The organism is Thermoflavifilum thermophilum, from assembly GCF_900116565.1.
GTDB lineage: Bacteria > Bacteroidota > Bacteroidia > Chitinophagales > Chitinophagaceae > Thermoflavifilum > Thermoflavifilum thermophilum.
Window position 1 is genome coordinate 489283 of record NZ_FPCJ01000001.1, and the last position, 22631, is coordinate 511913.

Genomic DNA, 22631 nt, shown 5'->3' on the forward strand with positions numbered 1-22631 from the left:
CATTATTCATTTTCCTGCAATTTCCACCATTGCCCGGGAAGCTCCGCCCGCATAGCGAATCATCCGATCCGATGGAGCCGGAAACAGGTGATTGAATCGGATATCCCCGCTTTCCGCACCCTGCAGGTGCAACAGAAGCCGGGCATCAGGGGCATAATGCAGGGTATTAAACTGAACATCCTGCACCTGAGCCATGTCTATCACAGGATCAGATTGTATCGGAAACAATTGCAGGTCTTCAAACTTAAGCTGCCGGGCATAACTGCAGATCAGCCCCTGCCGGGTATCGGCCAGCGTAATATGTTCCAGCTCTATTTGCTGGACGGGCATTTCAGGTAGTCCACGGATGTAAATGCCCCGCTGTGCTCCTCTGCATACCACATTCCGAATCAGAAACCGGCGAAAAATGGGCGTAGCTTCCGTTACAGGCTGGGCCTTGACTTCGCCAATCGGCTCGGCTGCATTGGTAGCCATGTAATACATGTCAAACAAAATGGCATCATGCACGATATTTTCCATCACCACACCATCCACAAAAATGTTTTCTACCACACCGCCGCGACCCCGTGTGGTCTTGAATCGCAATCCATTATCGGAGCCTATGAAGGTGCAATGCTGCACCACCACATCATGCACGCCGCCCGACATTTCGCTGCCAATCACAAATCCGCCATGGGCATGATACACCACACAATTGCGCACCTGTACATACTGCGTAGGCATACCTCGTTTCCGGCCCTCCTCATCCCGGCCCGATTTCAGGCAAATCCCATCATCACCGGTAGCAAACTGGCTGTTTTCAATCAACACCCTTGTGCACGACTCCACATCAATGCCATCTCCGTTTTGGGCATACTCCGGATTATATACCGTAATGCCCGACACGGTAAGATCCTCGCACATCAACGGATGCAAGCACCAGGCAGGGGAATTGCGGAAGGTAACACCTTGTAACAGAATTTTTTTGCAGGAAGTGAATTTCAGCAAATTGGGCCGTAAAAAATCTTTGATTTGCTCAAAGTCGCTGATCTGCATGCCCGGCTTCCACACCCCGGCATCGGGTGTTTGAGATCCGAGGAGCGATTTTTTAGATGGATACCAGGTATTGCCATCAGCACTCAGCAGCCCCCCGCTTGCTACCAGCTGCTTCCATGCATCGGGCGGCAGTTTGCTTTTCTTCACCATGCGCCAGGCATCGCCACCGCCATCGATAATGCCATGACCCGTAATTCCTATGTTTTCTGCACCTTCGGCCGAAATGGGCGACTGGCAGCGCACAGCCACCAACCCTTCATAGCTGGTTTTTACCAAGGGATATTGATCCCGATCGCGGGTGAATTGCAGCAAAGCTCCACTTTGAAGATGCAAATCCACCCCCGATTTCAACACAAGGGGACCGGTAAGCCAGAAACCATCGGGAATGAGCACCACACCACCACCGGCAGCACTGCAGGCATCAATGGCCGACTGAATGGCCTGCGTATTCAGGGTGCGGCCATCGGCCACGGCTCCATAGCGGCGAATATCAAATGTATCAGACCGAAACCGGGGAACAGCCGGCTGATAGGCCGACAGATCTTTAGGCCAGGAAAGCCCCTGGGCAGATGCGCAGGTCATCCATCCCATGAAGACGAATAAACCTATCAGCCACAACCGAAATAACATGGCTTTCCTTTTCAATATTCCTGTCTGAAAACCGTACTGTGCCATATTGCAAAGCATGAAGCAAGTCTACTGTGTTCACCCGGAATAGACAACGAATTGCAGATATTTTTTTACGCAAACGTTACCGGGAACGATTGCATCTTTTAAATCATAAAAAGAATCTGTAACTTTTGCCCTGTATTTGCAATTAAATTCTTTAAGATATGCGCTCCTTCTTTTGTTCCCTGCTGTTAAGCCTGATGGGCTTTTTCACTGCCTATGCCCAGCATAGCTCCATGAAGCTTACGTTTAAGTGGTCGGCCGCTGATGGTATCCGTACACCTGAATCGGCCTTGTATGACCCCCAGCACCAGGTGATATACGTGTCAAATATCAACGGCGATGCCACCGCCAAAGACGGCAATGGCTTCATCAGCCTGCTCGACATCAATGGCCATGTGAAGCAACTGCACTGGACCGATGGATTGAATGCCCCGAAAGGACTGGCTTTTTATGGTAACGAAGTATATGTGGCAGATATTGATCAGCTCGTCATCATCAATCGCAACACCGGTGCCATCAAGCAAAAGGTTCCTGTACCCGGTTCATCTTTCTTGAATGATGTGACGGTTGATGACCACGGCAACGTGTATGTTTCCGATACGCGGCAAGCAAAAGTATTCCGCTATGCCAACGGAAAAGTATCGGTGTTGCTTGAAGGAGAAAATATGCAGGGAGCAAACGGATTGTTCTTCTGGAAAAATCAACTCTGGATACTCACCCATCATGGTATTTTCACCTGCGATGCTACCGGCAAAAACCTGAAATTGTTTTCCGATGCCGTGAAAGATGGCGATGGCATCTGGAATGTAAATGATCGCGACTTGATTGTTTCGCAATGGACAGGGCATGTGTACTATGTCTATGCCAACGGAAAAGCCGTAGAGTTATTGAACACGCAGGCCGAACATAAAAACACAGCCGATATCAGTTTTATTCCTTCCATGCATTTGCTGCTGGTGCCTACTTTCATGGGCAACAGCGTAGATGCTTATTCCCTGTGAGCTTCATCGCCATAATGCAATGCATTGTATGATGTTTTCCATAAAAAAATCATGTTTTTGTTACAGCTTTAAAAATTTTTCATTCATTTTGCATGTTGTATTCTTTTTGCATCACATGATTTATAACATGATTGTGCAAGTTTTTTATTTTATCATGGAATGAAAAATAAATCAAATAAAAATTCTTACAGGCAACACCCATCTGTACATGATGATTGCATTCCCTAAGAGATAAGACATGTTTTGTTTGATCTGATTTTTGCACACTTAACTTCCGAGGATATATGGATATATCAAAGCAATTGGGCTAATGATTATTTATTCTCAAAATAAGTATTTTACAAGCGTATATTTCTACACAATAATTTCATAAGTTGGGGCAATCAAATCTTCTCACCTGCATCTAATAAGTCATTTAAGTTTTCCAGGTCTTTGTTTTTCAGATTCTTTTCAAAAACGGGGTTTTAATTTGTCCGCATAAAAACATTTTCATATGAAACAGTCATTCTTATTACTGATTAGCCTCAGCCTTTTTGTACACACATCCTTTGCGCAGCGCATCCCGGAAAGCAAAGTGCCGGCTTCCTGTGTACAGGCTTTTCATAAACTGTATCCGCAGGTAAAAAATTATTTTTGGGAAAAAGAACATCAGAACTTTGAAGCCAACTGGAAAGAAAATGGCTTAGATCACAGTGTGGCTTTTTCGGCTACGGGTGTTTTTGCCGGATCTGAAATAGATGTACCTCTGAGTCAAATCCCACCGCAAATCAGAGACTATGCAGCCAAGCATCATCTGGATATCAAAGAGGCTTCGATAAATGAAGATGCACAACATCGCAAAACTTATGAGCTGGATGATGCAAAGGGCATGGCTTATATCTTTGACGTGCAGGGGAAATGGATCAAAACACAGAAGGCAGATTAAAATTCCTGATGAAAAACTTGATTAAGATTATATGGGTAAACCTGAAAAATACCTTTTTCGATACATTTACCAGAAGTTACACATCCTCTTATTGGTAGGCTGTTTGTATGGTTGTATGCAGGGATTACCCATAACAATTCGAGCTCAACAAAGCTTAAGTGAGTATCTTTCCTTTGCCCGCCAACGCAGTCCTTTGCTGAAGGATTATGCCAATCAGCTGGCAGCCGCGCAACTGGACAGCCTGCTGATACGGGCTGCACACAAGCCTCAAGTTTTTGCCAGTGGCATGCTGATGGCTGCACCTACATTCCATGGTTATGGTTATGATATGGCTATCACCAACGGCGGGCAATACACTGCCTTAGCCAGCGTATCGCAACCGTTGTTTACCCGGAAAATATTGCAACCGCAATTTGCACAGCTTGACATTCAACGCCAGCAGATCACCAATAATGCACATATCAGTACATATGATCTCGAGCATGCCGTGGCTTTGCAATATCTGGTTGCTTATGCCGATCAGCTGCTGCTGGAGCAGAATCGCCGCATTGATTCACTCCTGCAACAACAGCAAATGATTGTACAACGGTTGGTGCAACAAGGTGTTTATCAATATGCTGATTATTTGAATATTACAGTGGCTCTGCAAAATCAGGAAATTACACTGGATCAGCTGCGTACCCAATACCTGCAAGATTTGTCTGCACTGCGGTATTTGTGCGGTATAGCCGATACCGGCATCGTTTATCTTCAAGAACCCGATATCACCCTTCATGAACCTCCCACCAATCTGTCGGTTTTTTTGCGGCGTTATCAACTTGATAGCTTATCGATTGTTAACCAGCGACAACTTTTTGCTACCCATTATTTGCCCACTATTAATTGGTTTGCTGATGCAGGATTCAATGCTTCACAGCTATCTACTGCATATAAAAACTTCGGAACCAGCTTTGGCATCAGCCTTAATATTCCCATTTACGACGGACATCAACGCCGGCTGCAAAATGAAAAACTGGACTTGCAGGAACGTACCCGACAACAATACCAACAATTTTTCACCACACAATATCATCAACAAATATCAGGACTGTATCAACAATTACGAGAAACATCGCAACAAATCCTGTCCATCACCCAAAAACTGGCTACCAGCGAAGAACTCCTGACCGTTGACCGGCAACTGGTGCAAACCGGTAACATTCGCATTACCGATTATTTGATGGCTATTCAACAACATTTGATGGTGCAAACCAGTCTGGATCAGGCCCGGATTCGTCGATGGCAAGTGATAACTGAATTGAATTATTGGTTGCATTAAAAATAAATCTGCACTGCTTATGTGGAATGTGCATATTCAAAAATTTCAAAAATGCATGTGCTTGCTGATTTGCATGGGATTGTGTGCTTGCCATACTCCCCAGACAGATGAAGATACGCAAGATAACATCCCCAATGTGGTGAGTCCGGTAAAAGTTACACCTGTGCGAGCAGGAGCCATTGCTGATGAAATTACATTGAACGCTGTAGCAACTTACCTGAAAAAAAACAATCTAAAAGCCAATGTAAATGGCTATCTGATAGGAGTTCAGGCTGCACTGGGATTACCGGTTAAAGCCGGTCAGCCACTTTTTATTATTCAAACCAAAGAAGCCCGTGCTGTGGATGCACTGGCCGATTCGCTGCCACCGCATTTGTTGCCCTATCGCAAGAATGTAGTAATCCGCGCCAGCCAAAACGGTTTTGTGAGCCAGTTATTTCACCAAACCGGAGATTATGTTACCGATGGCGAACCCTTATGTGAAATCAGCGACCAGAATAGCTTTGCTTTTCTTTTGCAAGTACCATTTGAATGGGTAGATAAAATTCATACCGGACAAACCTGTACTTTAATCCTGCCCGATAGCAGCCATATCCAGGCACGTATTGCCTATCAAATGCCCCTGGTAGATCCTGCAGCCCAAACCCAACAATATGTGCTGCATCTGGCAAGCCCAAAATGGCTGCCGGAAAACCTGATTGCCCGTGCAATTCTCACCATTCGTACTTTCCCTCATGCCCAGCTGGTTCCCAAATCAGCAATCCTGACCAATGAAGAGCAAAATCATTTTTGGGTGATGCGGGTGGTAAACGACAGCCTGGCCGTAAAAACACCCGTGCAATTGGGTATAGTGAACGATACAACCGTGCAAATCCTTTCTCCTTCTTTCCAGACTTCTGATCGGGTAGTAACGGAAGGAAATTACGGTTTGCCCGATACGGCCCATATCCGGATCATTCCCTAAAACCTGTGCAGCATGAATGGCTTTCTATCCCGACATGGTTTGAATCTTTATTTTCGTCGCACCTGGATTGGAATAGGCCTGATAGGTGTGGGAATGCTCTTTTCTCTGTCGTTGTTCTCTCCCATTCATGCCCAAAACCTCGATATCCGGCTGCTGCGCGATATCAACCTGCATCGGCCACGTTCGCTCGATCAAGCTTTCCTGGATATCACCCACTCGACCATTCCGGTAAGCCTCGCACTGCCCATCGGCTATACCGGCGTTGGATGGCTGGAGCACGATAGCCTGGCTCTGGCACGCGGCCTACGCATGGGACTCGCACTGGCTTGCACGGCGGTCGTCACCGAAGGACTGAAACGGGCCATCCATCGTCCCCGACCCTACATGACCTATCCGGATATCGAGCACCTGCAAAACGATAGCGACGGCTCGTTTCCCTCCGGCCACACCTCGCTGGCCTTCTGCACGGCCACCTCACTGGCCTTACAACACGCCCGCTGGTACGTGCAAATACCAGCCTGGACCTGGGCTGCTGCCGTGGCTTATTCCCGACTCGACCTGGGCATGCACTACCCCAGCGATGTGCTGGCGGGTATGATGGTGGGTGCCGGCTCAGCCTGGGCAGGATTTCGGCTGCAACAATGGTGGCTACACAAACAACAGAAAAAACAGGCTGAGGCCCTTACAGCTTTCCATCCTGATCCATTTTTATCAATGGTCATCCGGAATTCAAATCAATCCTTGCCATGAAAAATTTCTTTGCTACCTATCGCCGGCCGCTGGCTTTAATCCTGGCATTCATCCTGATGGGGGGATTGCTGGTGTACACCCGCATGCAAACCTCCCTTTTCCCGGAAATCACCTTTCCCAAAATCAAAGTAATCGCCGATAATGGTTTGCAGCCCGTGGATAAAATGATGGTCACGGTCACGAAACCCCTGGAACTGGCCATTAAAAAAATCCAGAACCTGCAGATGATTCGCAGCACCACCAGCCGCGGAAGCTGCGAGATTTCTGCCTTTTTGAATTGGGGAGCCAATATTGATCTGGGCATGCAGCAAATCAATGAGCGCATTGCCGAAATCCGCAGCAGCCTGCCCCCCGACGTGCAGATCACCGTGGAAAAAATGAACCCATCCATTCTCCCCGTGATGGGCTATGCGCTGGAAAGCAACACCCTTACGCCTATTGAGCTGAAGCTGCTGGCGCTCTACACCATCCGTCCTTATCTGGCCCAGGTACCCGGTGTAAGCCAAATTCAAATCATGGGCGGCCGGACAAAAGAATATTGGGTAACCCTGCATCCGGAAAGAATGACTGCACTTCATCTTACGCCGGCTGCGGTGGCCCAGACCATCAGCAAAACCAATTTTGTGCTGGCCAACGGCTATGTGGCCGACTATCATCGGCTCTACCTTTCGGTGACAAACGACAACCTGGTCAACCTCACCCAGCTACAACACATCGTGATAGCCAACAGCGGCAAACGGGTAGTTTACCTGCAGGATATTGCCGACGTGAGCGTGCATGAAGCCATCGAATATACCCGCATCAATGCCAACGGACATAGTGCCGTGCTGATTGGCGTGATCAAGCAACCCAATGCCAACTTGATTGATGTGTCGAATCAGGTGGAAGCGCGTGTAAAAAGCCTGCAACAACTGTTGCCTCCGGGCGTAAAAATGGTGCCTTATTATATCCAGGCCGATTTTGTACACGACGCCATCCATAGCGTGACCGACGCCCTGTGGATTGGCATCCTGCTGGCAATCATTGTAGCGATCCTTTTTCTACGATCCGGCAAGGCCAGCGCCACCCTGCTGGTAACCGTGCCCATTACCCTGGCCCTGACGTTGATGGTGCTTTATGCCGTGGGTTACACCTTCAATATCATGACCCTGGGTGCGATGGCTGCAGCCATCGGCCTTATCATCGATGATGCCATTGTGGTCACCGAACAAATCCACCGAACGGGCGAGGAGCATCCCGATGTAGATTATCCCACCCTGGTTAAAAAAGCCATCCAATACCTGTTCCCGGCCATGGTGGCCTCATCGCTCAGCACCATCGTCATCTTCATCCCCTTTGGCTTCATGAGCGGTGTGGCCGGGGCTTACTTTCAGGTGCTGGCCAATACCATGATCATCACCCTCGTGTGTTCCTTTCTGGTTACCTGGATGGGCCTACCCGTGATTTATTTGTTGTTTTCACGAAAAAAACGCAAACAGGTACCCGCACAAAAAGTAGTGAAAACGCAGCGCTGGGTGCAGTTTTTTCTGAAACACGTGTGGGTTAGCGTAGGCTTTTGCCTCTTGCTCGCCGCCCTGATCTTCTGGGTCCTGCCCAGGCTGGGCACAGGATTTCTACCCGATATGGACGAGGGCTCTATCGTGCTGGATTACACCTCCCCTCCCGGTACTTCGCTCGATGAAACCGATCGGATGTGCCGCCAGGTGGAAAAAATCATCATGAGTACGCCCGAAGTGGAAAGCTATTCCCGCAGAACGGGTACCCAGATGGGCTTTTTCATCACCGAACCCAATACGGGCGATTATCTCATCAGCCTGAAAAAAAACCGGAAACGCACCACTGAGCAGGTCATTGATGATATCCGCAAGCGGATTGAAGCGTCTCTGCCCGCCCTGCGGGTAGATTTTGGTCAGGTGATCACCGATATGTTAGGCGACCTTACCGAATCAACCCAACCCATCGAGATCAAGGTCTTCGGCAACGACCCCGCCGTGTTGCATCAGATAGCCGACTCCGTAGCTTATTGGACTTCCACCGTACCCGGCACGGCTGACGTGTTCGACGGCATCGTTATTGCCGGGCCCTCGGTGGATGTACGGCCCCGGGCCGATGTGCTGGCTCAATATGGCCTCACACCGGCCGACCTGCAGTTTCAGCTGCAAACCCAGATGCAGGGCACCGTGGTGGGACAGGTACTGGATCAAGAACAAATGACCGATGTGCGCATGATTTATCCGCATCCCATGCAGCGGAGTGTAGCCGATATTCGCCACACGGAAATCTTTTTACCCGATGGCACCCTAAAACCCATCAGCAGTTTTGCCTCCGTTTCACTCCAGCCCGGATCGGCTGAGATTCAACGCGAAAACCTGCAAACCGTGGATATCGTCACCGCGCGGCTCAACCAGCGCGACTTAGGCAGTGTGATGCGCGATATCCAGGCTCGTATTAGCCAGCATGTGGTACTGCCCCAGGGCTACCACATCGAATACGGCGGCAGCTATGCCCAGCAACAACGCTCCTTCCATGAACTGCTGCTCATCCTCATCACAGCCGGACTGCTGGTGTGCTGCGTAACCGCCTTCATGACCCGAAACCTGTGGGTGTCGCTGTCTATCCTGCTGATTGCGGCCTTAGGTACAGCCGGCTGCATCCTGGCTCTCTGGATTACAGGTACGCCCCTAAATGTAGGCAGTTATACCGGCATCATCATGATTGTGGGCATTATTGGAGAAAACGCCATTTTTACTTTCCAGCAGTTTCATCAACGGTTCACCGAAACCCACGATGTAGATGAGGCCCTGGTGTATGCGATTTCCACCCGGCTTCGTCCCAAGCTGATGACAGCCCTCGGCGCCATCATTGCTCTGATGCCCCTGGCTCTGGGCATTGGCGTGGGAGCTCAACTGCACCAGCCATTGGCCATTGCCGTGATTGGCGGATTCATCATGGCCTTACCTTTGCTGCTGATGGTATTGCCCAGCTGGCTCAAGCTCATCTATCATCGGCAGACTGCATGAAAAAAATTGTGGTCATCGGTCCGGAGTCAACCGGAAAAAGCACATTAAGTGAACAGTTAGCTGCTCACCTGCACACCGTCTGGGTACCCGAATATGCCCGTGAATACCTGAATCAACTCAATCGGCCCTATGAAGAAGCCGACCTGCTGGCTATTGCACGCGGACAAATCGAAACCGAAGACCGCCTTTTTCATCAGGCCAACCGTTTCCTGATCTGCGATACCGATTTGTACGTCATCAAGGTGTGGAGCGAACATAAATATGGCAATTGCCATCCCTGGATTCTCCATCAAATTGCCCGACGCCATTATGATCTGTATATCCTCACCTATATTGACATTCCCTGGACCTATGATCCGCAACGCGAGCATCCTCAACCCGAAATGCGGGAATACTTCTTCAGGGTTTATCTGGACATTGTGATCAATAGTCAAGTTCCATGGATACTGGTAAAGGGAAATCCAACTGAAAGATTGCAAATTGCTTTAAACGCTATTGATCACTTGCTTATTTCTGAAACATAAGTTTTTCAATATCCGCATCGCCTTCCAGGTTGCGCATCTGCTGCAAGAGATATTGCTGGCGCCAGCGTGTAAAACGAGAAGGGGGTACCACCCGATAGATATTGGGATTGGGCAATACGGCAGCAATCATGGCGGCTTCTTCCCGGTTCAGCTGAGAGGCCTGTTTGTGAAAATAGGCTTCGGCCGCAGCTTCCACCCCAAAGATATGTGGCCCCATCTGTGCTACATTCAAATACATTTCCAGGATGCGTTTTTTGCCCCAGATCTGTTCAATCATAAAAGTAAAATACACTTCCAGTCCCTTTCGCAACCAGTTGCGCCCCTGCCACAAAAACACATTGCGCGCTACCTGCTGGCTGATGGTGCTGGCACCGCGAATATGCCGGCTGCGCTGGTTATGTTTCCATGCTTTTTCAATGGATTTGAAATCAAACCCATTGTGATCCGGAAACAACTGATCTTCACCAGCCATCACGGCCAGCTTGGCGTAAGGCGAAATGCGATCATAACTCACCCAGTGATAACGGAATGGCTGCCCATCCCGCCAGGCCGAAAATCGGTTCTGCAACATGGTTAGCGTGGTTGGCGGCGGCACCCATTTCAATATCACGATATATACCAGCTGAGCTGCAAACAAAACAATCAAGAGACGTTTGACATAACGCCCCACACGATGTAACAGTGAACGACGTGTACTGGCAGGCATTTGTGTGCTTGTTCAAATGCAAAGTTTCAAAAAAATGTACGCACGATGAGATACCCGAGGTTTTGAAAAATTGGTCATTCCAGTTGGCGGCTTTTTGCTTGTTTTTTATTAGGTTTGTTCAACACCAAATCCCTTTTGAAACCATGCTATTGAAAGTTCATCACCAAAACCCTTCGCCCCGACACATTCGTCAGATTGTGGAATGCCTGCAAAACGGAGGCGTTATCATTTATCCTACTGATACCGTGTATGGCCTTGGATGCGATATTTTCAATCACCAGGCGGTGGAACGCATCTGCCAGATTAAGCATATCCCGATAGAAAAGGCTCAGTTCTCCTTTATTTGTCACGACCTGAGCCACCTGAGCGATTATGTGCGACAGATTGATACGCCCATTTTTCGCCTGCTCAAAAATTCTTTACCTGGCCCTTATACCTTTATTCTGCCCGCCAGCAAGCAGGTGCCCAAAATGCTGAAAACTAAAAAAGATACCGTAGGCATTCGTGTACCCGATAACCTGATTGCCCGTACCATTGTAAAAGAGCTTGGCCACCCGATACTGAGTACCTCGCTCACCGATGAATACGTGGAATACTATACCGATCCGGAATGGATTCATGAAAAATTCAAAAAGGTGGTGGATATAGTTGTGGATGGGGGCGTAGGAGGCATTGAGCTATCAACGGTGATTGACTGCACGGATGAAGTGCCCCGGCTTGTTCGCCAAGGTAAAGGTATATGGCAGGATTGGGTAAGCGTGGAATAAATCGCATCTCTTTTGTTCAGCCTAAAATTTAACATTTCCTCAGGCTGCTGTGCATGAGGCCATGCTCAGCACAAATCAGCAAAATTCGATTGGTTGAGCCTTTGCCAACAAGCCAAAATTGGAAATTATCCGTATATTCGGTAGTACCACATTCAAACAGGAAACATGAAAAAAATCGGATTGTTGTCGGGTGAGCACACCGATTTTGCTGAACAGCTGCTGCACCAGCTGCAACAAGCCATGGGAAATGTTTCCGTGCAAAATATCCTCATCTCCCACTTGCTGGATCAGGATATCATGGATTACCAGGTGATCATTGATCTGATTTCTCCGAAAATACCATTTTACCGCTGGTATCTGAAACAGGCTGCCTTGCAGGGAGTAGCCGTATGCAACAATCCTTTTCTGTGGGACGGGTTGAATGAATGGACCGCCCTGCTGATGGCCCGCAAGCTTCACATCGACACACCGCGCACAGCCATCCTGCCTTCCTGGGAAAAGCCACCGGCTGTTTCTGAGCGCGCCTTTGGCAACCTGGCTTTCCCGCTCGACTGGGAGAATATTTTCGAGTACATTGGTTTTCCGGCGGTGATGATGCCCGCCCACCAGATGCCCGACGAAAGCAATATCCATTTCCTGCCGGATGAAAAAGCCTTTTATCGCCTGCACCCGCTTACCGGCACCCAGGTGATGATGCTGCAGCAAAGCCTGCCCTGGGAAGCCTATTTCCGCTGCTTTGCGATTGGTGATCAGATGCAGCTTGTACCTTATGATCCCCATCGTTCAGCCCATCAGCGCTACCAAGCCGGCTTCCCCCTCACCGCAGCCCACATCGAAGAAATCACATCCAAAGCACGGAAGCTGCAATCATTCTGCGGGTACGATTTTCAGGTAAGCGAATGGGCTGTTGCAAACAATCAGCTTTATGCCGTCAGGCTGGCACAACCTTTTCACGAAGGCCTGCTTAGCACCCTGCCCGACCCGATGAAAGACTGGCTATGCGATGCTATTGCCCAAACGGCCCTGCAGCTTGCTAACACATGGAGCCCTGATCAGGATAATCTGCGATGGGGAAAATGGCCGGAAGCATCCATCCATCGCCAGGCCTTCTGGAACTGGAGCTTCCAGCATTGATCCGTCCGCTTTTTCAGGAAAGAAAGCTAAACTTGCACAAACTTCAGGAGATGCATGCCTGTTTTACGCTTTTGCTGATGTGGAGTGCCCTCGTATCTTTTCCCAATCCTGACTATTCAGTTCCTCCAGCCGGCATCTACGATACCATTCCCTTGCCATCGCATACAGCCACCCCCGGTGACACCATTCATTCGCTGCAGGAAGTAGTGATAAGTGCCTATGAAACACAAAAGCCCTGGATGCAGGAAGCTGCCCCGGTAGCCATCCTGAATGCAGCACAACTCACCCGGTATTCCCAAGCCAGTATTTTACCCGCCATGAACACGGTTGCCGGCATTCGCATGGAACAGCGTTCGCCATCAAGCTACCGGCTAAATATCCGCGGCAGTTCCATCCGGGCTCCTTTTGGAGTCAGGGAAGTGAACATTTATTACAATGACGTTCCCCTCACCAGTCCCGGCGGTGATACTTACCTGAACCAGCTCGACATGGCCGATTTTGGTCAGATACAGGTGATCAAAGGCCCCGCAGCCAGTGTATATGGCAGCGGCATCGGAGGAGTCATGCTGATTCAAAGTCCTTTGGCAGCAAATGCTATTGGCAATCCAGCTGCAGAGCAGAAGGGACTGCAAAACCTACAGCTTCAATATGAAGCTGGCAGCTACCAAGCTCACCACGTGATCGCCCAGGGCAGTTGGGGATCAGCCACCCATTTGCAATATGCGCATTATCATTTTTCCCGCTCCGACGGATACCGGCATCACACCGCATCCTGGCAGCACAGTGCAAGCTATGAATCGCTCTGGAAGCCCAACACCCATCGCCAGGCCGATCTGTGGATCCATTACAACCACCTGTATTATCAGACACCGGGTGGACTTACGCTGAACGAGATGCTCTTAAATCCCCGCCTGGCACGCCCGGCCAGCGGTCCCTATCCATCAGCCGATAGTGCCCATGCAGCAATTGATCAGCAGAATTTTATAGCCGGCTTCAGCCTGTCAAACCAGCTGTCGCCCAGCCTGCAAAACCGATCTGCTGTGTACTTTGCCTATACCGATCTTTCCAATCCCACCTTCCGGAATGTGGAATACCGCAAGGAACCTCACATGGGCGTACGAACGGTGATGCAATATGTGCACAACCTATCCAACAGCAAGCTCACAGCCACCGCTGGTACGGAATGGCAGCAGGGTTTTTTCAGCATTGTGGATTACGGAAACAACAATGGCAAACCCGATACCTTGCAAACGCGTTATCGCGAGACCCTGCTCCGGGGCATCCTTTTCGCTCAAGCTGATGTGGACTTTCCACACGGATGGAGCGCAACAGCCGGCGTCAGCCTGCAACGGAATGCGCTGAGCTTTTACCGGTATGACCCAAGGCCGTACACAGTCTGGAACCTGGATTTTCAAAACAACTGGTCGCCCCGCCTGGCCATCCTCAAAACCTTATTTCACGAGCAGATGGCCGTGTATGTCAACATCAGCCGGGGATTTTCACCTCCTACCCTGTCTGAACTGCTGCCTTCCACCAATATCTTGAATACCACACTCAAACCTGAATCGGGTTACAATTATGAACTGGGCTGGAAGGGCTATGCCCTGCAACAACGCCTGCGCTGGGAATGGAATGCCTACCTGTTTGACCTGCAACAAAGCATCAGCCAGCAGCGCGATAGCAGCGGAGCCGATTATTTTGTGAATGCCGGCCGTACGCGCCAACCAGGCATGGAAATGCTGGTGAGCTACCAGCTACTTACCCATTCTTCCGGCATGCTGCCACAAACTTCCGTATTCTCCAGTCTCACTCTTACCGATTACACCTATCAGGGCTATGCTCCGCTGGGCCATGATTACAGCGGCAAACATATTCCGGGTGTGCCGCCATTCACCTGGGTAAGCGGGCTGCAGTGCCAATGGCTTGGCGGATTCAGCGCCTCCATCCTCTGGAACCACACCCAGGCCATACCCCTCAACGATGCCAACACCGCCTACAGCCGCACCTATAACCTGGTTGACATGTCGGTGCATTACACCCGTCAAGTGTTTCATCAACAGCATATTGAGCTCTATGCCGGGGTAAACAACCTGCTCAACCAGCTCTACAGCCTGGGCGATGACGTGAACGCTGCCGGCGGCCGCTATTACAACCCTGCCCCTGCCAGAAACTACTACGCAGGAATACACTGGGCATGGAAGTAGAAAAAGCACAAAGAAACATATGGATACCAAGCTTTCTTTATCCCTCTTCTTCTCCAAATTTCTCTTAGGTTTGCAGCCAAATGCAGGAGAAAATACTCATTGTTGATTTCGGCAGCCAATACACCCAGTTGATTGCCCGCACGGTGCGCGAATGCCAGGTATATGCGGAAATTGTGCCCTGCAACCGCTCTTTTGACATCGATTCTTCCGTCAAAGGCATCATCCTTTCCGGAAGTCCGTTTTCGGTAAATGATCCGGGCAGCCCACACCCTCCGGTTCAAGCCTGGGCAAGGCAGCGCCCCGTTTTAGGCATCTGCTATGGGGCGCAACTAATAGCTCAGCTATGGGGCGGAACCGTGGCGCGCAGCCAGCACCGAGAATATGGCCGGGCCATGTTGCAGGTAACGGCTCAGGACCCGCTCTGGCAGGGCATGAGTCCTGCTTCACAGGTGTGGATGAGCCATGCTGATACCATCGTGCAGCTACCCGAAGGATTTGAGTCAATCGCCACCACCGAACAGATACCCGTAGCCGCTTTTCGCGCTCAGCAAGGCCCTCACCCATTGTATGGGCTGCAATTCCACCCAGAAGTGATCCACTCGGTGGAAGGGAAAACGGTGATCTGGAATTTTTTGTTTCAGATATGCGGCTGCCAGGGGCTGTGGACACCCGAGTCGTTTATTGAGGAAACCGTCCAGCGCATTCAACATCAGGTGGGCGAAGACGAGGTGATCATGGCCTTGAGTGGCGGGGTTGATTCCACCGTGGCTGCTGTGCTCATCCACCGAGCCATCGGCCACAGGCTGCACGGCATCTTTGTGAACCACGGCCTGCTCCGCCTCCACGAGTTTGAACAGGTGATGGAGGCTTATCGGGCTATGGGGCTGGATGTGAAAGGTGTGGATGCCAGCGAAATATTTTATCGCCAGCTGAAAGGCATCACCGACCCCGAGGAAAAACGCAAACGGATCGGCAAAACCTTTATTGATGTATTTCAGCACGAAGCCAAGGCTTTCCCACAGGCCCATTTCCTGGGGCAGGGCACCATCTATCCGGATGTGATCGAGTCGGTCTCGGTAAATGGCCCATCGGTAACCATCAAATCGCATCACAATGTGGGAGGATTGCCCGAAAAAATGCACCTGCAGCTGGTAGAGCCGCTGCGCATGCTGTTTAAAGACGAAGTACGCCGCGTGGGTGAAACCTTGGGCGTACATCCCGATATTTTACACCGGCATCCCTTCCCGGGTCCCGGCCTGGCAATCCGGATTTTGGGAGAAGTAACACCGGAAAAAGTAGCCCTGCTTCAGCAAGCGGATGCTATTTTTATTGAACAGCTTCGGGAAAAAGGACTTTACGATGAGGTCTGGCAGGCAGGCGCTATCCTGCTGCCTGTGCAAAGCGTGGGCGTGATGGGCGACGAACGGACATATGAGTATGTGGTTGCCCTGCGGGCAGTAACCTCCCGGGATGGCATGACAGCCGATTGGGCCCGGCTGCCCGACAGCTTCCTTGCCGAAGTGTCGAATGCTATCATTAACCGGGTAAAAGGCATTAACCGGGTGGTATATGACATCAGCTCCAAACCCCCGGCCACCATTGAATGGGAATAACATGCGAAGGACATCACCACATATCCGGATCACCCGCCTGATGCTATGGATGTGGCTGGGGCTTTGCTCCGGATGTTTTTTGTTTAAGTCTTCAACCCGCACTTCCCAGGTGCCGCAGGCACCGCCTGCTCCAGCACCTCCACCCAGACCTGCAGTTCAGGCTGTGGATACGGCAGAAAAAAACATACCTGCTGCTGCTCCTTTTCATGTAGCAGCTTTCGCCAAACTCATTCGCAAGCCCGTTTACCATATTGCCTTGTTTTGTCCACTTTATCTGGATTCAATGCAAAATGAATCCAGCACCAATGCCTGGCTTACCCGTTTTCCGGACTATTTTGTTCCCGGATTGGAGTTTTATGAAGGTGTGAAGGTGGCTATGGATAGCCTGCGCAGTATGGGTGCGCGCCTGGTAATAAAGGTATATGATACGCATTCGGCCTCGTTACCCATAACAAAAGCTGTTGAAGACAGTTTTCTGCAAAAGGCTGATCTCATCCTGGGCATGCTGAGCTACCAGGAACTGCAGACCCTGGGCGCTTTCAGTCGGCAACATCAAGTCAATCTGGTCTCGGCAACCTTGCCCAATGATGCAGGCATTACCGGAAATCCCTTTCTAATCATCGTAAACAGTACGCTTGCTGCACACGCCCATGCCATCCTGCAGTATGTGCTGACCAATTTCAATAATGTACACCTGACATTGTGGAGCCAGCCGAGTAGCGACGATAATACCATTGCTCAGTTGTTCCTGGATGTACACCGCCAGCATCCGCAATACACGGTAATGCCAATGCAGCAGGTTGTGTACGACACCAGCTGGTCAATCTCCCGGATTGCCAGTCAGCTCGATGTCAACCAGAACAATGTATGCATTTTCACCACGCTTGACCCTGCAGTTGCACTGAATATGGCATACAAAATGGCATCCCTCACCGACCGCTATCAGATCAACATGATAGGCATGCCCACCTGGGATCAAATTCACACGTGGTTTACCGATTCTTCCCTGTATGGGCTACCAGTGTTCTACTCTTCTCCTTTCGTCACTTCACCCCAATCACCAGCTGCACGCTATCTGCAGCAAAAGTTCATGCAGCTCTATCAGACCCGCGACCCTTCGCCCTACGCATGGAAAGGGTTTGATATCGGTTACCGTTTTGTGTGGTTGATGCTTCAATACGGCATTTATTTCAACGCCCGCATCAACGATCCAAGAGCCAATATGCTGATTCCTTATCAGTTTGAACCGGTTTATAAAAAGGTTACGGATAGCATACCTGATTATTTTGAAAACAGAAAGATTTTCTTCATGAAAATCTATGGCGGAAGGACCTATCCAGCCGGAAGCATCAATGCTGCTGACTAAGCATATGGAACCTTTACTGGCACTCACAGCACAAGGATTATATTGTCCCATAGGTGATTTTTTCATTGATCCCTGGGGTAAAGTGGATAAAGCCATCATCACACATGCCCACAGTGATCATGCGCGGGCTGGCCACAGGTCATATTTGTGCCATACCGATACAGCTCCCCTGCTGAAGCAGAGGCTTGGAGAGCATATTCAGGTGGAAACCCTTCAGTATGGTGAAACTGTTTCCATAGGGGGCGTGCAGATCAGCTTGCATCCGGCCGGACATGTAATTGGCTCAGCTCAGGTGAGATTAAGTTTCAGGGGGCAGGTGTGGGTGGTTTCCGGCGATTACAAGGTGGTGGATGATGGGTTAACGCCTGCCTTCGAACCCGTTCGCTGTCATGTGTTTGTGACGGAATCTACGTTTGGATTGCCTGTTTATCGCTGGGCACCCCAGGCAATATTGCAGCAACGCATGCTTACATGGATACAGGAAGTGCACCAGCAAGAGCAAATTCCGATACTGATTGGCTATAGCCTGGGCAAAGCCCAGCGGCTTTTGTACCTGCTGAAAGAAACAGGTTTACATTGCTGGCTGCACCCTTCCATTTACGCCATACATGAAACCTTGATCACCCATCGTCCTGAATTATCTCAAAAATTCCCGCCGGTACATCTTTTTCAGCCACCCGGCCGCCGACAGGAATTGCAGCATGGGGTGCTACTGATTCCGCCGGCTGCGCGGGAGTCTCAATGGTTGCATCGCCTGGAACCCTGCAGCATTGCTTATTGTAGCGGGTGGATGCAAATCCGCGGCCATGCCCGCCAACGAGGTGCCGATGCAGCTTTTGCTCTGTCTGATCATGCCGACTGGCCCGGCCTGCTGGCTGCCATAGAAGCCACCGGAGCCGAAGAGGTGTGGGTTACCCATGGCTATGCCCATACGCTGGCACGTTACCTGCGTGAAACAAAACAGATATCCGCCCGGGATCTTTTATCCCCCTTTGCAGAGGAAATGGAAGAATAAAAAAATCCCGCTGTTGAACAGCGGGATTTTTTGTGTTGCCCGACCAGGATTCGAACCCGGACAAACAGAGCCAGAATCTGTCGTACTACCATTATACGATCGGGCAATCTTCAAACCAGGCTGCAATTTACAATATTTCTGATTTCAGCAATCATCTCACAATCCGCACAGAAAGCGGATATCGGTAAGCAATACCCTGTCCGGCACGGATGGCTGCCATCACACAAAAAATGAAGTTAAACAAGTTGGCCAATTTCCACAAGATGCCCCAGATGCCTACATCAGCCACTCTCCACCAGTACCACCTGCCCGGTAAAAAACCATCTCTCCAGGTGAAATCTATCAAATGCCGCATTATCAATGCACCACCCAGGATTCCCAAAACCAGAAAGATCAGGCTCACCAAAATCTGAAAATTCACCGCTTCCTTGCCCTGGTCATCGATAAATGAATCATCCTTCCGAAGGAGCAACCACAATACCAGTACACCGATGAGATTGGCAAAGCTGAACGGAATCACCCAGCCAATAAGGCCGCCCAGATGCACAATGGCTGCGCGTGTGTGGATTTGTCTGGCATCCATAAGAAAATTTTCTGGAAAGATAAGGGCTAAGTGCGCTGCAAACAAGCCGCAATGGATAAAAGGATAAAACAGGCTGACAGAAGGTAAAAATAAAAAAGCAGCTGCAGGCCTGTAAGCCGGATTCTGTATCCGCCGGTGGCGGATCGCTATCATTTATCTGGTCCCGGCATCGCTGCCGGGATCTATCTGCCTACCCGCCCTGCCGCCCGGATGGCTCCGCATAAGCCGGAACGTACCGGGCCATGAACGAGCAGCCCATGACTGTTCCTGAGGAACAGATAGCAGGGCCTATTTGGCATTTCAGCGCGCAAGGTTTGCCCGAGCCAGCCTTTGCAGGCTGACCCCGGGAGCTCTTACCTCCCGTTTTCACCCTTGCTCCGCCAGCCGCATTGAGACTGGAGGGGCGGTTATTTTCTGTGGCACTCTCTGTTCTTCCGGTGTTTCCGGAAGACCCACCCGTTAGGTGGTGCGCTGCTCTGTGCTGTCCGGACTTTCCTTGGCTCCGGCAAGGCCGGAACCACGATAGCGCGGCCTGCAACTGCCAAAAACTTGCAAAAAACAATAAAAGCTAACGCAAATAAGTTAAATAAATCTGCGTTACGCCAGGGTTGACATCATTGGTGAAATAGCTGACTTCAGGCGTTTGGCGAAGAATCTCATGAATACGATCCCGCAACACCCCTTTCCCAATGCCATGAATCACCTTTAAATGAGGCTGCCTGCTGGCAATGGCCCGTTCAAAATGCCGGCTAAAAATCTGCACCTGAAGCTCCAGCAATTCCCCCGCACTCATGCCTGCCGTATTCACCCCCAGTTTATCGGCATGCAAATCTACCTCATAAGCTGGCTGTGACCTTACACCTGTCCAATTTTCTGACACCAGCCGGCGGGGAGAGAATACCGGCATCTGCTCCGCCTGAACTGCATTTGGATAGGATTGAAAAATGAGTTTTGAAAAACTGGCCTGCTGCTGCCGATGCATTTGCTCTACAAGCAAAAACAACTCGCGTGCCCTGATGCTGATTCGCTTTTCATAGCTTTCCTGCTTCGTTGCATCCGGCTGAGACAGGCGAACCTGAAAATAAAATACCGGTTTATCATTGAAATCCTCAAAGAGCACATCATGCAGGTATAGATGGGAAAATGGTCTTATTTCCTGGCTAAACGCAAATTCAGTTATCCCCTGCTTCATCAGCCGGTAAATCATCTGATATCCAAGCGATGTTTCATTGGCCAGAAAAATTTTAATCCGTTCAATTTCATCTTCCGAGGATGTCCGGTATACCGGGAAAAACTGCAACCACAACCCAGTCTCCACCCGGGTTACCTGTTGAGGTTTTTCTGCAGGCAATACATCACCCGGAATAGGTTTTCTGATGCTTTTCGGCTGGCTGGTAAAATCCCTGAAATAGGGAAACTCCACCTGGTCGGCATAAACGGGAAAACGAATCCCTTCCACATCTACCTCCAGCATATCCTCGCTGAGGATATTCACCACAGTAGCCCGTTCGCCGGAATGAACCAACCAAACCTGATCACCAGGTTCAAATAGCATTTTTTTAATAATTTAAACCAACTTTAGACCTGATTAACCCAATCATCAGCAAAACAAATTTCGGGCAAACTATTTGCATATGAAATAGATGAAAGCTTGCTTCAAAATACATAAGGCAAGCCAGACAATTCAAAAAACATGGGTTATGAAACGGATAGTTAAAGGGTTGATGGTACTGCTCCTGATGGGGGGACTTTCAACCGGTCCTGCAATAAACAGGGCTTCGGCCGCAACACCTCATATTTCAATACAGGTCTTCTTCGATGCCTTAAGCCCTTATGGTCGGTGGATTACCTATGGCAGCTATGGCTATGCCTGGATCCCCTCTGTGGAAGTGGGGTTTATTCCTTATGCCACTGCGGGTCATTGGGTGTTTACTTCGCTGGGGTGGACCTGGGTATCTGATTATCCCTGGGGCTGGGCACCTTTTCATTATGGACGTTGGGTGTATGATGATTATTATGGTTGGATTTGGATTCCGGGCACGGAATGGGCTCCCGCATGGGTAGTATGGGCACAGAGTGGTGATTATTATGGCTGGGCACCTCTACCACCCGGTGTGGATATCAGCGTACATATTTCCATTGGTGAGTATATCCCTTACTCACGATGGGTCTTTATTCCGGGTGCTTATCTCTGCTCACCTGCGCCCTACAGATATTATGTGTATCCGCGGAATCATGTAACCATTATCCAGCATATCACGATCATCAATCAGGTGTATATGCAAGACAGAGGCCCCCGGTATTTCTACGGGCCAAGACCCGATGTCGTGCAACGCTATGTAGGCCGGCCTTTGCGACCCATGCCGGTTGTGGATGCCAGCAGACCTGAAGAAACACGAGTGGAAGGAAATGCCGTGCGGATCTTCCGCCCAGCCGTACAACAGGTTCCCAATGCCTCACCAAGGGTATTTGTAAACAATACCACGCAGGAATCCCGCATGGCAGCCAACGATCATGTGCGGTTTATGTCGCCTTTCCAGAACAACCGAGCTGGTGCTTCCGGACAAACGCCTGATATACCCAGAACCTTTGGGCCAGCCGGCAATCCTTCTGTTTACCGCACGCAAGCTTCTGGCGAGGCTCATGTCAATGCTCCAGCGGCAGATGGGGTTCCAGCAAATCCTGACAACAACGCAAGCATGCGTGTGCGTAGGTTTACCCCTACGCCTGTTGATCGCACACCTGCACCTGCTGCCTCGGAAAGCCGCATATATCAGCCTCCGGTCAATCCAGAACAAGCTAACGGGCCCTCAGCTGGCCGCAATACGGCCCCGGCACGCGTGTTCAGATCATCCAACCCTGATGCGATGGGCCCTTCATCGGCTCAGCCACAAAATCGTTATCGGCCGGATGCATTCAGCCATCCGATCATGCATCAGGCACCTGCCCGTACCTTTGACAGATCACCCATAAATCCTCGGCAACAGAACGATCGCAGGTTTCAGAACGGAAATGAACGAAGGCATTTCTGACG

At 50.0% G+C, this 22631-nt stretch carries 18 protein-coding genes, 1 tRNA gene and 1 other RNA gene; 14 read left to right on the plus strand and 6 right to left on the minus strand.

All coding sequences use genetic code 11. From position 1 onward, the window contains the following. Window positions 1-6: 6 nt before the first annotated feature. Complete coding sequence (locus tag BM367_RS02050) at window positions 7-1665, minus strand: glycoside hydrolase family 28 protein (protein ID WP_177224074.1); 1659 nt, start codon at window positions 1663-1665, stop codon at window positions 7-9. 203 nt (window positions 1666-1868) lie between these two features. Here BM367_RS02050 and BM367_RS02055 point away from each other — a divergent pair, with 203 nt between their 5' ends. From BM367_RS02055 to BM367_RS02090, 7 genes are all read left to right on the plus strand, one after another. Beyond that, entirely contained in the window at window positions 1869-2708 is an 840-nt protein-coding gene (locus BM367_RS02055; protein ID WP_092457020.1) for an SMP-30/gluconolactonase/LRE family protein, read from the plus strand. A 493-nt stretch (window positions 2709-3201) separates the two neighbouring features. Continuing rightward, entirely contained in the window at window positions 3202-3633 is a 432-nt protein-coding gene (locus BM367_RS02065) for a hypothetical protein (protein ID WP_092457027.1), read from the plus strand. A 31-nt stretch (window positions 3634-3664) separates the two neighbouring features. Beyond that, window positions 3665-4951: a TolC family protein gene (locus tag BM367_RS02070; protein WP_092457030.1), complete on the plus strand. Its 1287-nt coding sequence runs from the start codon at window positions 3665-3667 to the stop codon at window positions 4949-4951. A 55-nt stretch (window positions 4952-5006) separates the two neighbouring features. After that, on the plus strand, window positions 5007-5915 hold the full coding sequence (locus BM367_RS02075; protein WP_177224075.1) for an efflux RND transporter periplasmic adaptor subunit: 909 nt from the start codon (window positions 5007-5009) through the stop codon (window positions 5913-5915). Window positions 5916-5927: 12 nt separating this feature from the next. Next, the gene (locus tag BM367_RS02080; protein WP_092457036.1) at window positions 5928-6665 is read left to right on the plus strand and encodes a phosphatase PAP2 family protein; all 738 of its coding nucleotides are present in this window, start codon (window positions 5928-5930) and stop codon (window positions 6663-6665) included. After that, the gene (locus BM367_RS02085; protein WP_092457039.1) at window positions 6662-9685 is read left to right on the plus strand and encodes an efflux RND transporter permease subunit; all 3024 of its coding nucleotides are present in this window, start codon (window positions 6662-6664) and stop codon (window positions 9683-9685) included. Before BM367_RS02080 ends, BM367_RS02085 begins: the two co-directional genes overlap by 4 nt. Beyond that, complete coding sequence (locus BM367_RS02090) at window positions 9682-10209, plus strand: AAA family ATPase (RefSeq protein ID WP_092457042.1); 528 nt, start codon at window positions 9682-9684, stop codon at window positions 10207-10209. Before BM367_RS02085 ends, BM367_RS02090 begins: the two co-directional genes overlap by 4 nt. On the opposite strand, the gene mtgA is transcribed toward BM367_RS02090, so the two are convergent. Beyond that, a complete protein-coding gene (gene mtgA, locus BM367_RS02095; protein WP_092457045.1) occupies window positions 10193-10915 on the minus strand; it encodes a monofunctional biosynthetic peptidoglycan transglycosylase in 723 nt (240 codons plus the stop codon). The two genes, BM367_RS02090 and mtgA, sit on opposite strands and share 17 nt — an antisense overlap. Window positions 10916-11058: 143 nt before the next feature. On the opposite strand from mtgA, the gene BM367_RS02100 reads away from it, so the two are divergent. From BM367_RS02100 to BM367_RS02125, 6 genes are all read left to right on the plus strand, one after another. After that, window positions 11059-11682 carry an L-threonylcarbamoyladenylate synthase gene (locus BM367_RS02100; protein WP_092457047.1) on the plus strand — a complete coding sequence of 208 codons (624 nt, stop codon included), beginning with the start codon at window positions 11059-11061 and terminating at the stop codon, window positions 11680-11682. Between the two features lie 165 nt (window positions 11683-11847). Then, complete coding sequence (locus BM367_RS02105; RefSeq protein ID WP_092457050.1) at window positions 11848-12816, plus strand: ATP-grasp domain-containing protein; 969 nt, start codon at window positions 11848-11850, stop codon at window positions 12814-12816. Next, on the plus strand, window positions 12759-15020 hold the full coding sequence (locus tag BM367_RS02110; RefSeq protein ID WP_177224076.1) for a TonB-dependent receptor: 2262 nt from the start codon (window positions 12759-12761) through the stop codon (window positions 15018-15020). The genes BM367_RS02105 and BM367_RS02110 overlap by 58 nt, the downstream gene beginning before the upstream one ends. An 80-nt stretch (window positions 15021-15100) precedes the next feature. Beyond that, complete coding sequence (gene guaA, locus BM367_RS02115) at window positions 15101-16633, plus strand: glutamine-hydrolyzing GMP synthase (protein ID WP_092457055.1); 1533 nt, start codon at window positions 15101-15103, stop codon at window positions 16631-16633. Between the two features lies 1 nt (window position 16634). After that, window positions 16635-17999, plus strand: a complete 1365-nt coding sequence (locus BM367_RS02120) for a hypothetical protein (RefSeq protein WP_092457058.1) — start codon at window positions 16635-16637, stop codon at window positions 17997-17999. A gap of 4 nt (window positions 18000-18003) precedes the next feature. Beyond that, the gene (locus BM367_RS02125) at window positions 18004-19014 is read left to right on the plus strand and encodes a ligase-associated DNA damage response exonuclease (protein WP_092460870.1); all 1011 of its coding nucleotides are present in this window, start codon (window positions 18004-18006) and stop codon (window positions 19012-19014) included. 35 nt (window positions 19015-19049) lie between these two features. On the opposite strand, the gene BM367_RS02130 is transcribed toward BM367_RS02125, so the two are convergent. From BM367_RS02130 to BM367_RS02145, 4 genes are all read right to left on the minus strand, one after another. Continuing rightward, window positions 19050-19120, minus strand: a tRNA-Gln gene (locus tag BM367_RS02130). A gap of 45 nt (window positions 19121-19165) precedes the next feature. After that, window positions 19166-19597 (minus strand): DUF4870 domain-containing protein, encoded by a 432-nt coding sequence (locus BM367_RS02135; RefSeq protein WP_092460871.1) that lies wholly within the window; start codon window positions 19595-19597, stop codon window positions 19166-19168. Between the two features lie 96 nt (window positions 19598-19693). Next, an RNA gene (gene rnpB, locus BM367_RS02140) (RNase P RNA component class A) lies at window positions 19694-20136 on the minus strand. 29 nt (window positions 20137-20165) lie between these two features. Continuing rightward, entirely contained in the window at window positions 20166-21152 is a 987-nt protein-coding gene (locus tag BM367_RS02145) for a Smr/MutS family protein (RefSeq protein WP_092457061.1), read from the minus strand. 145 nt (window positions 21153-21297) lie between these two features. Here BM367_RS02145 and BM367_RS02150 point away from each other — a divergent pair, with 145 nt between their 5' ends. Further along, window positions 21298-22629, plus strand: a complete 1332-nt coding sequence (locus BM367_RS02150; protein ID WP_143103929.1) for a DUF6600 domain-containing protein — start codon at window positions 21298-21300, stop codon at window positions 22627-22629. Window positions 22630-22631: the final 2 nt, after the last annotated feature.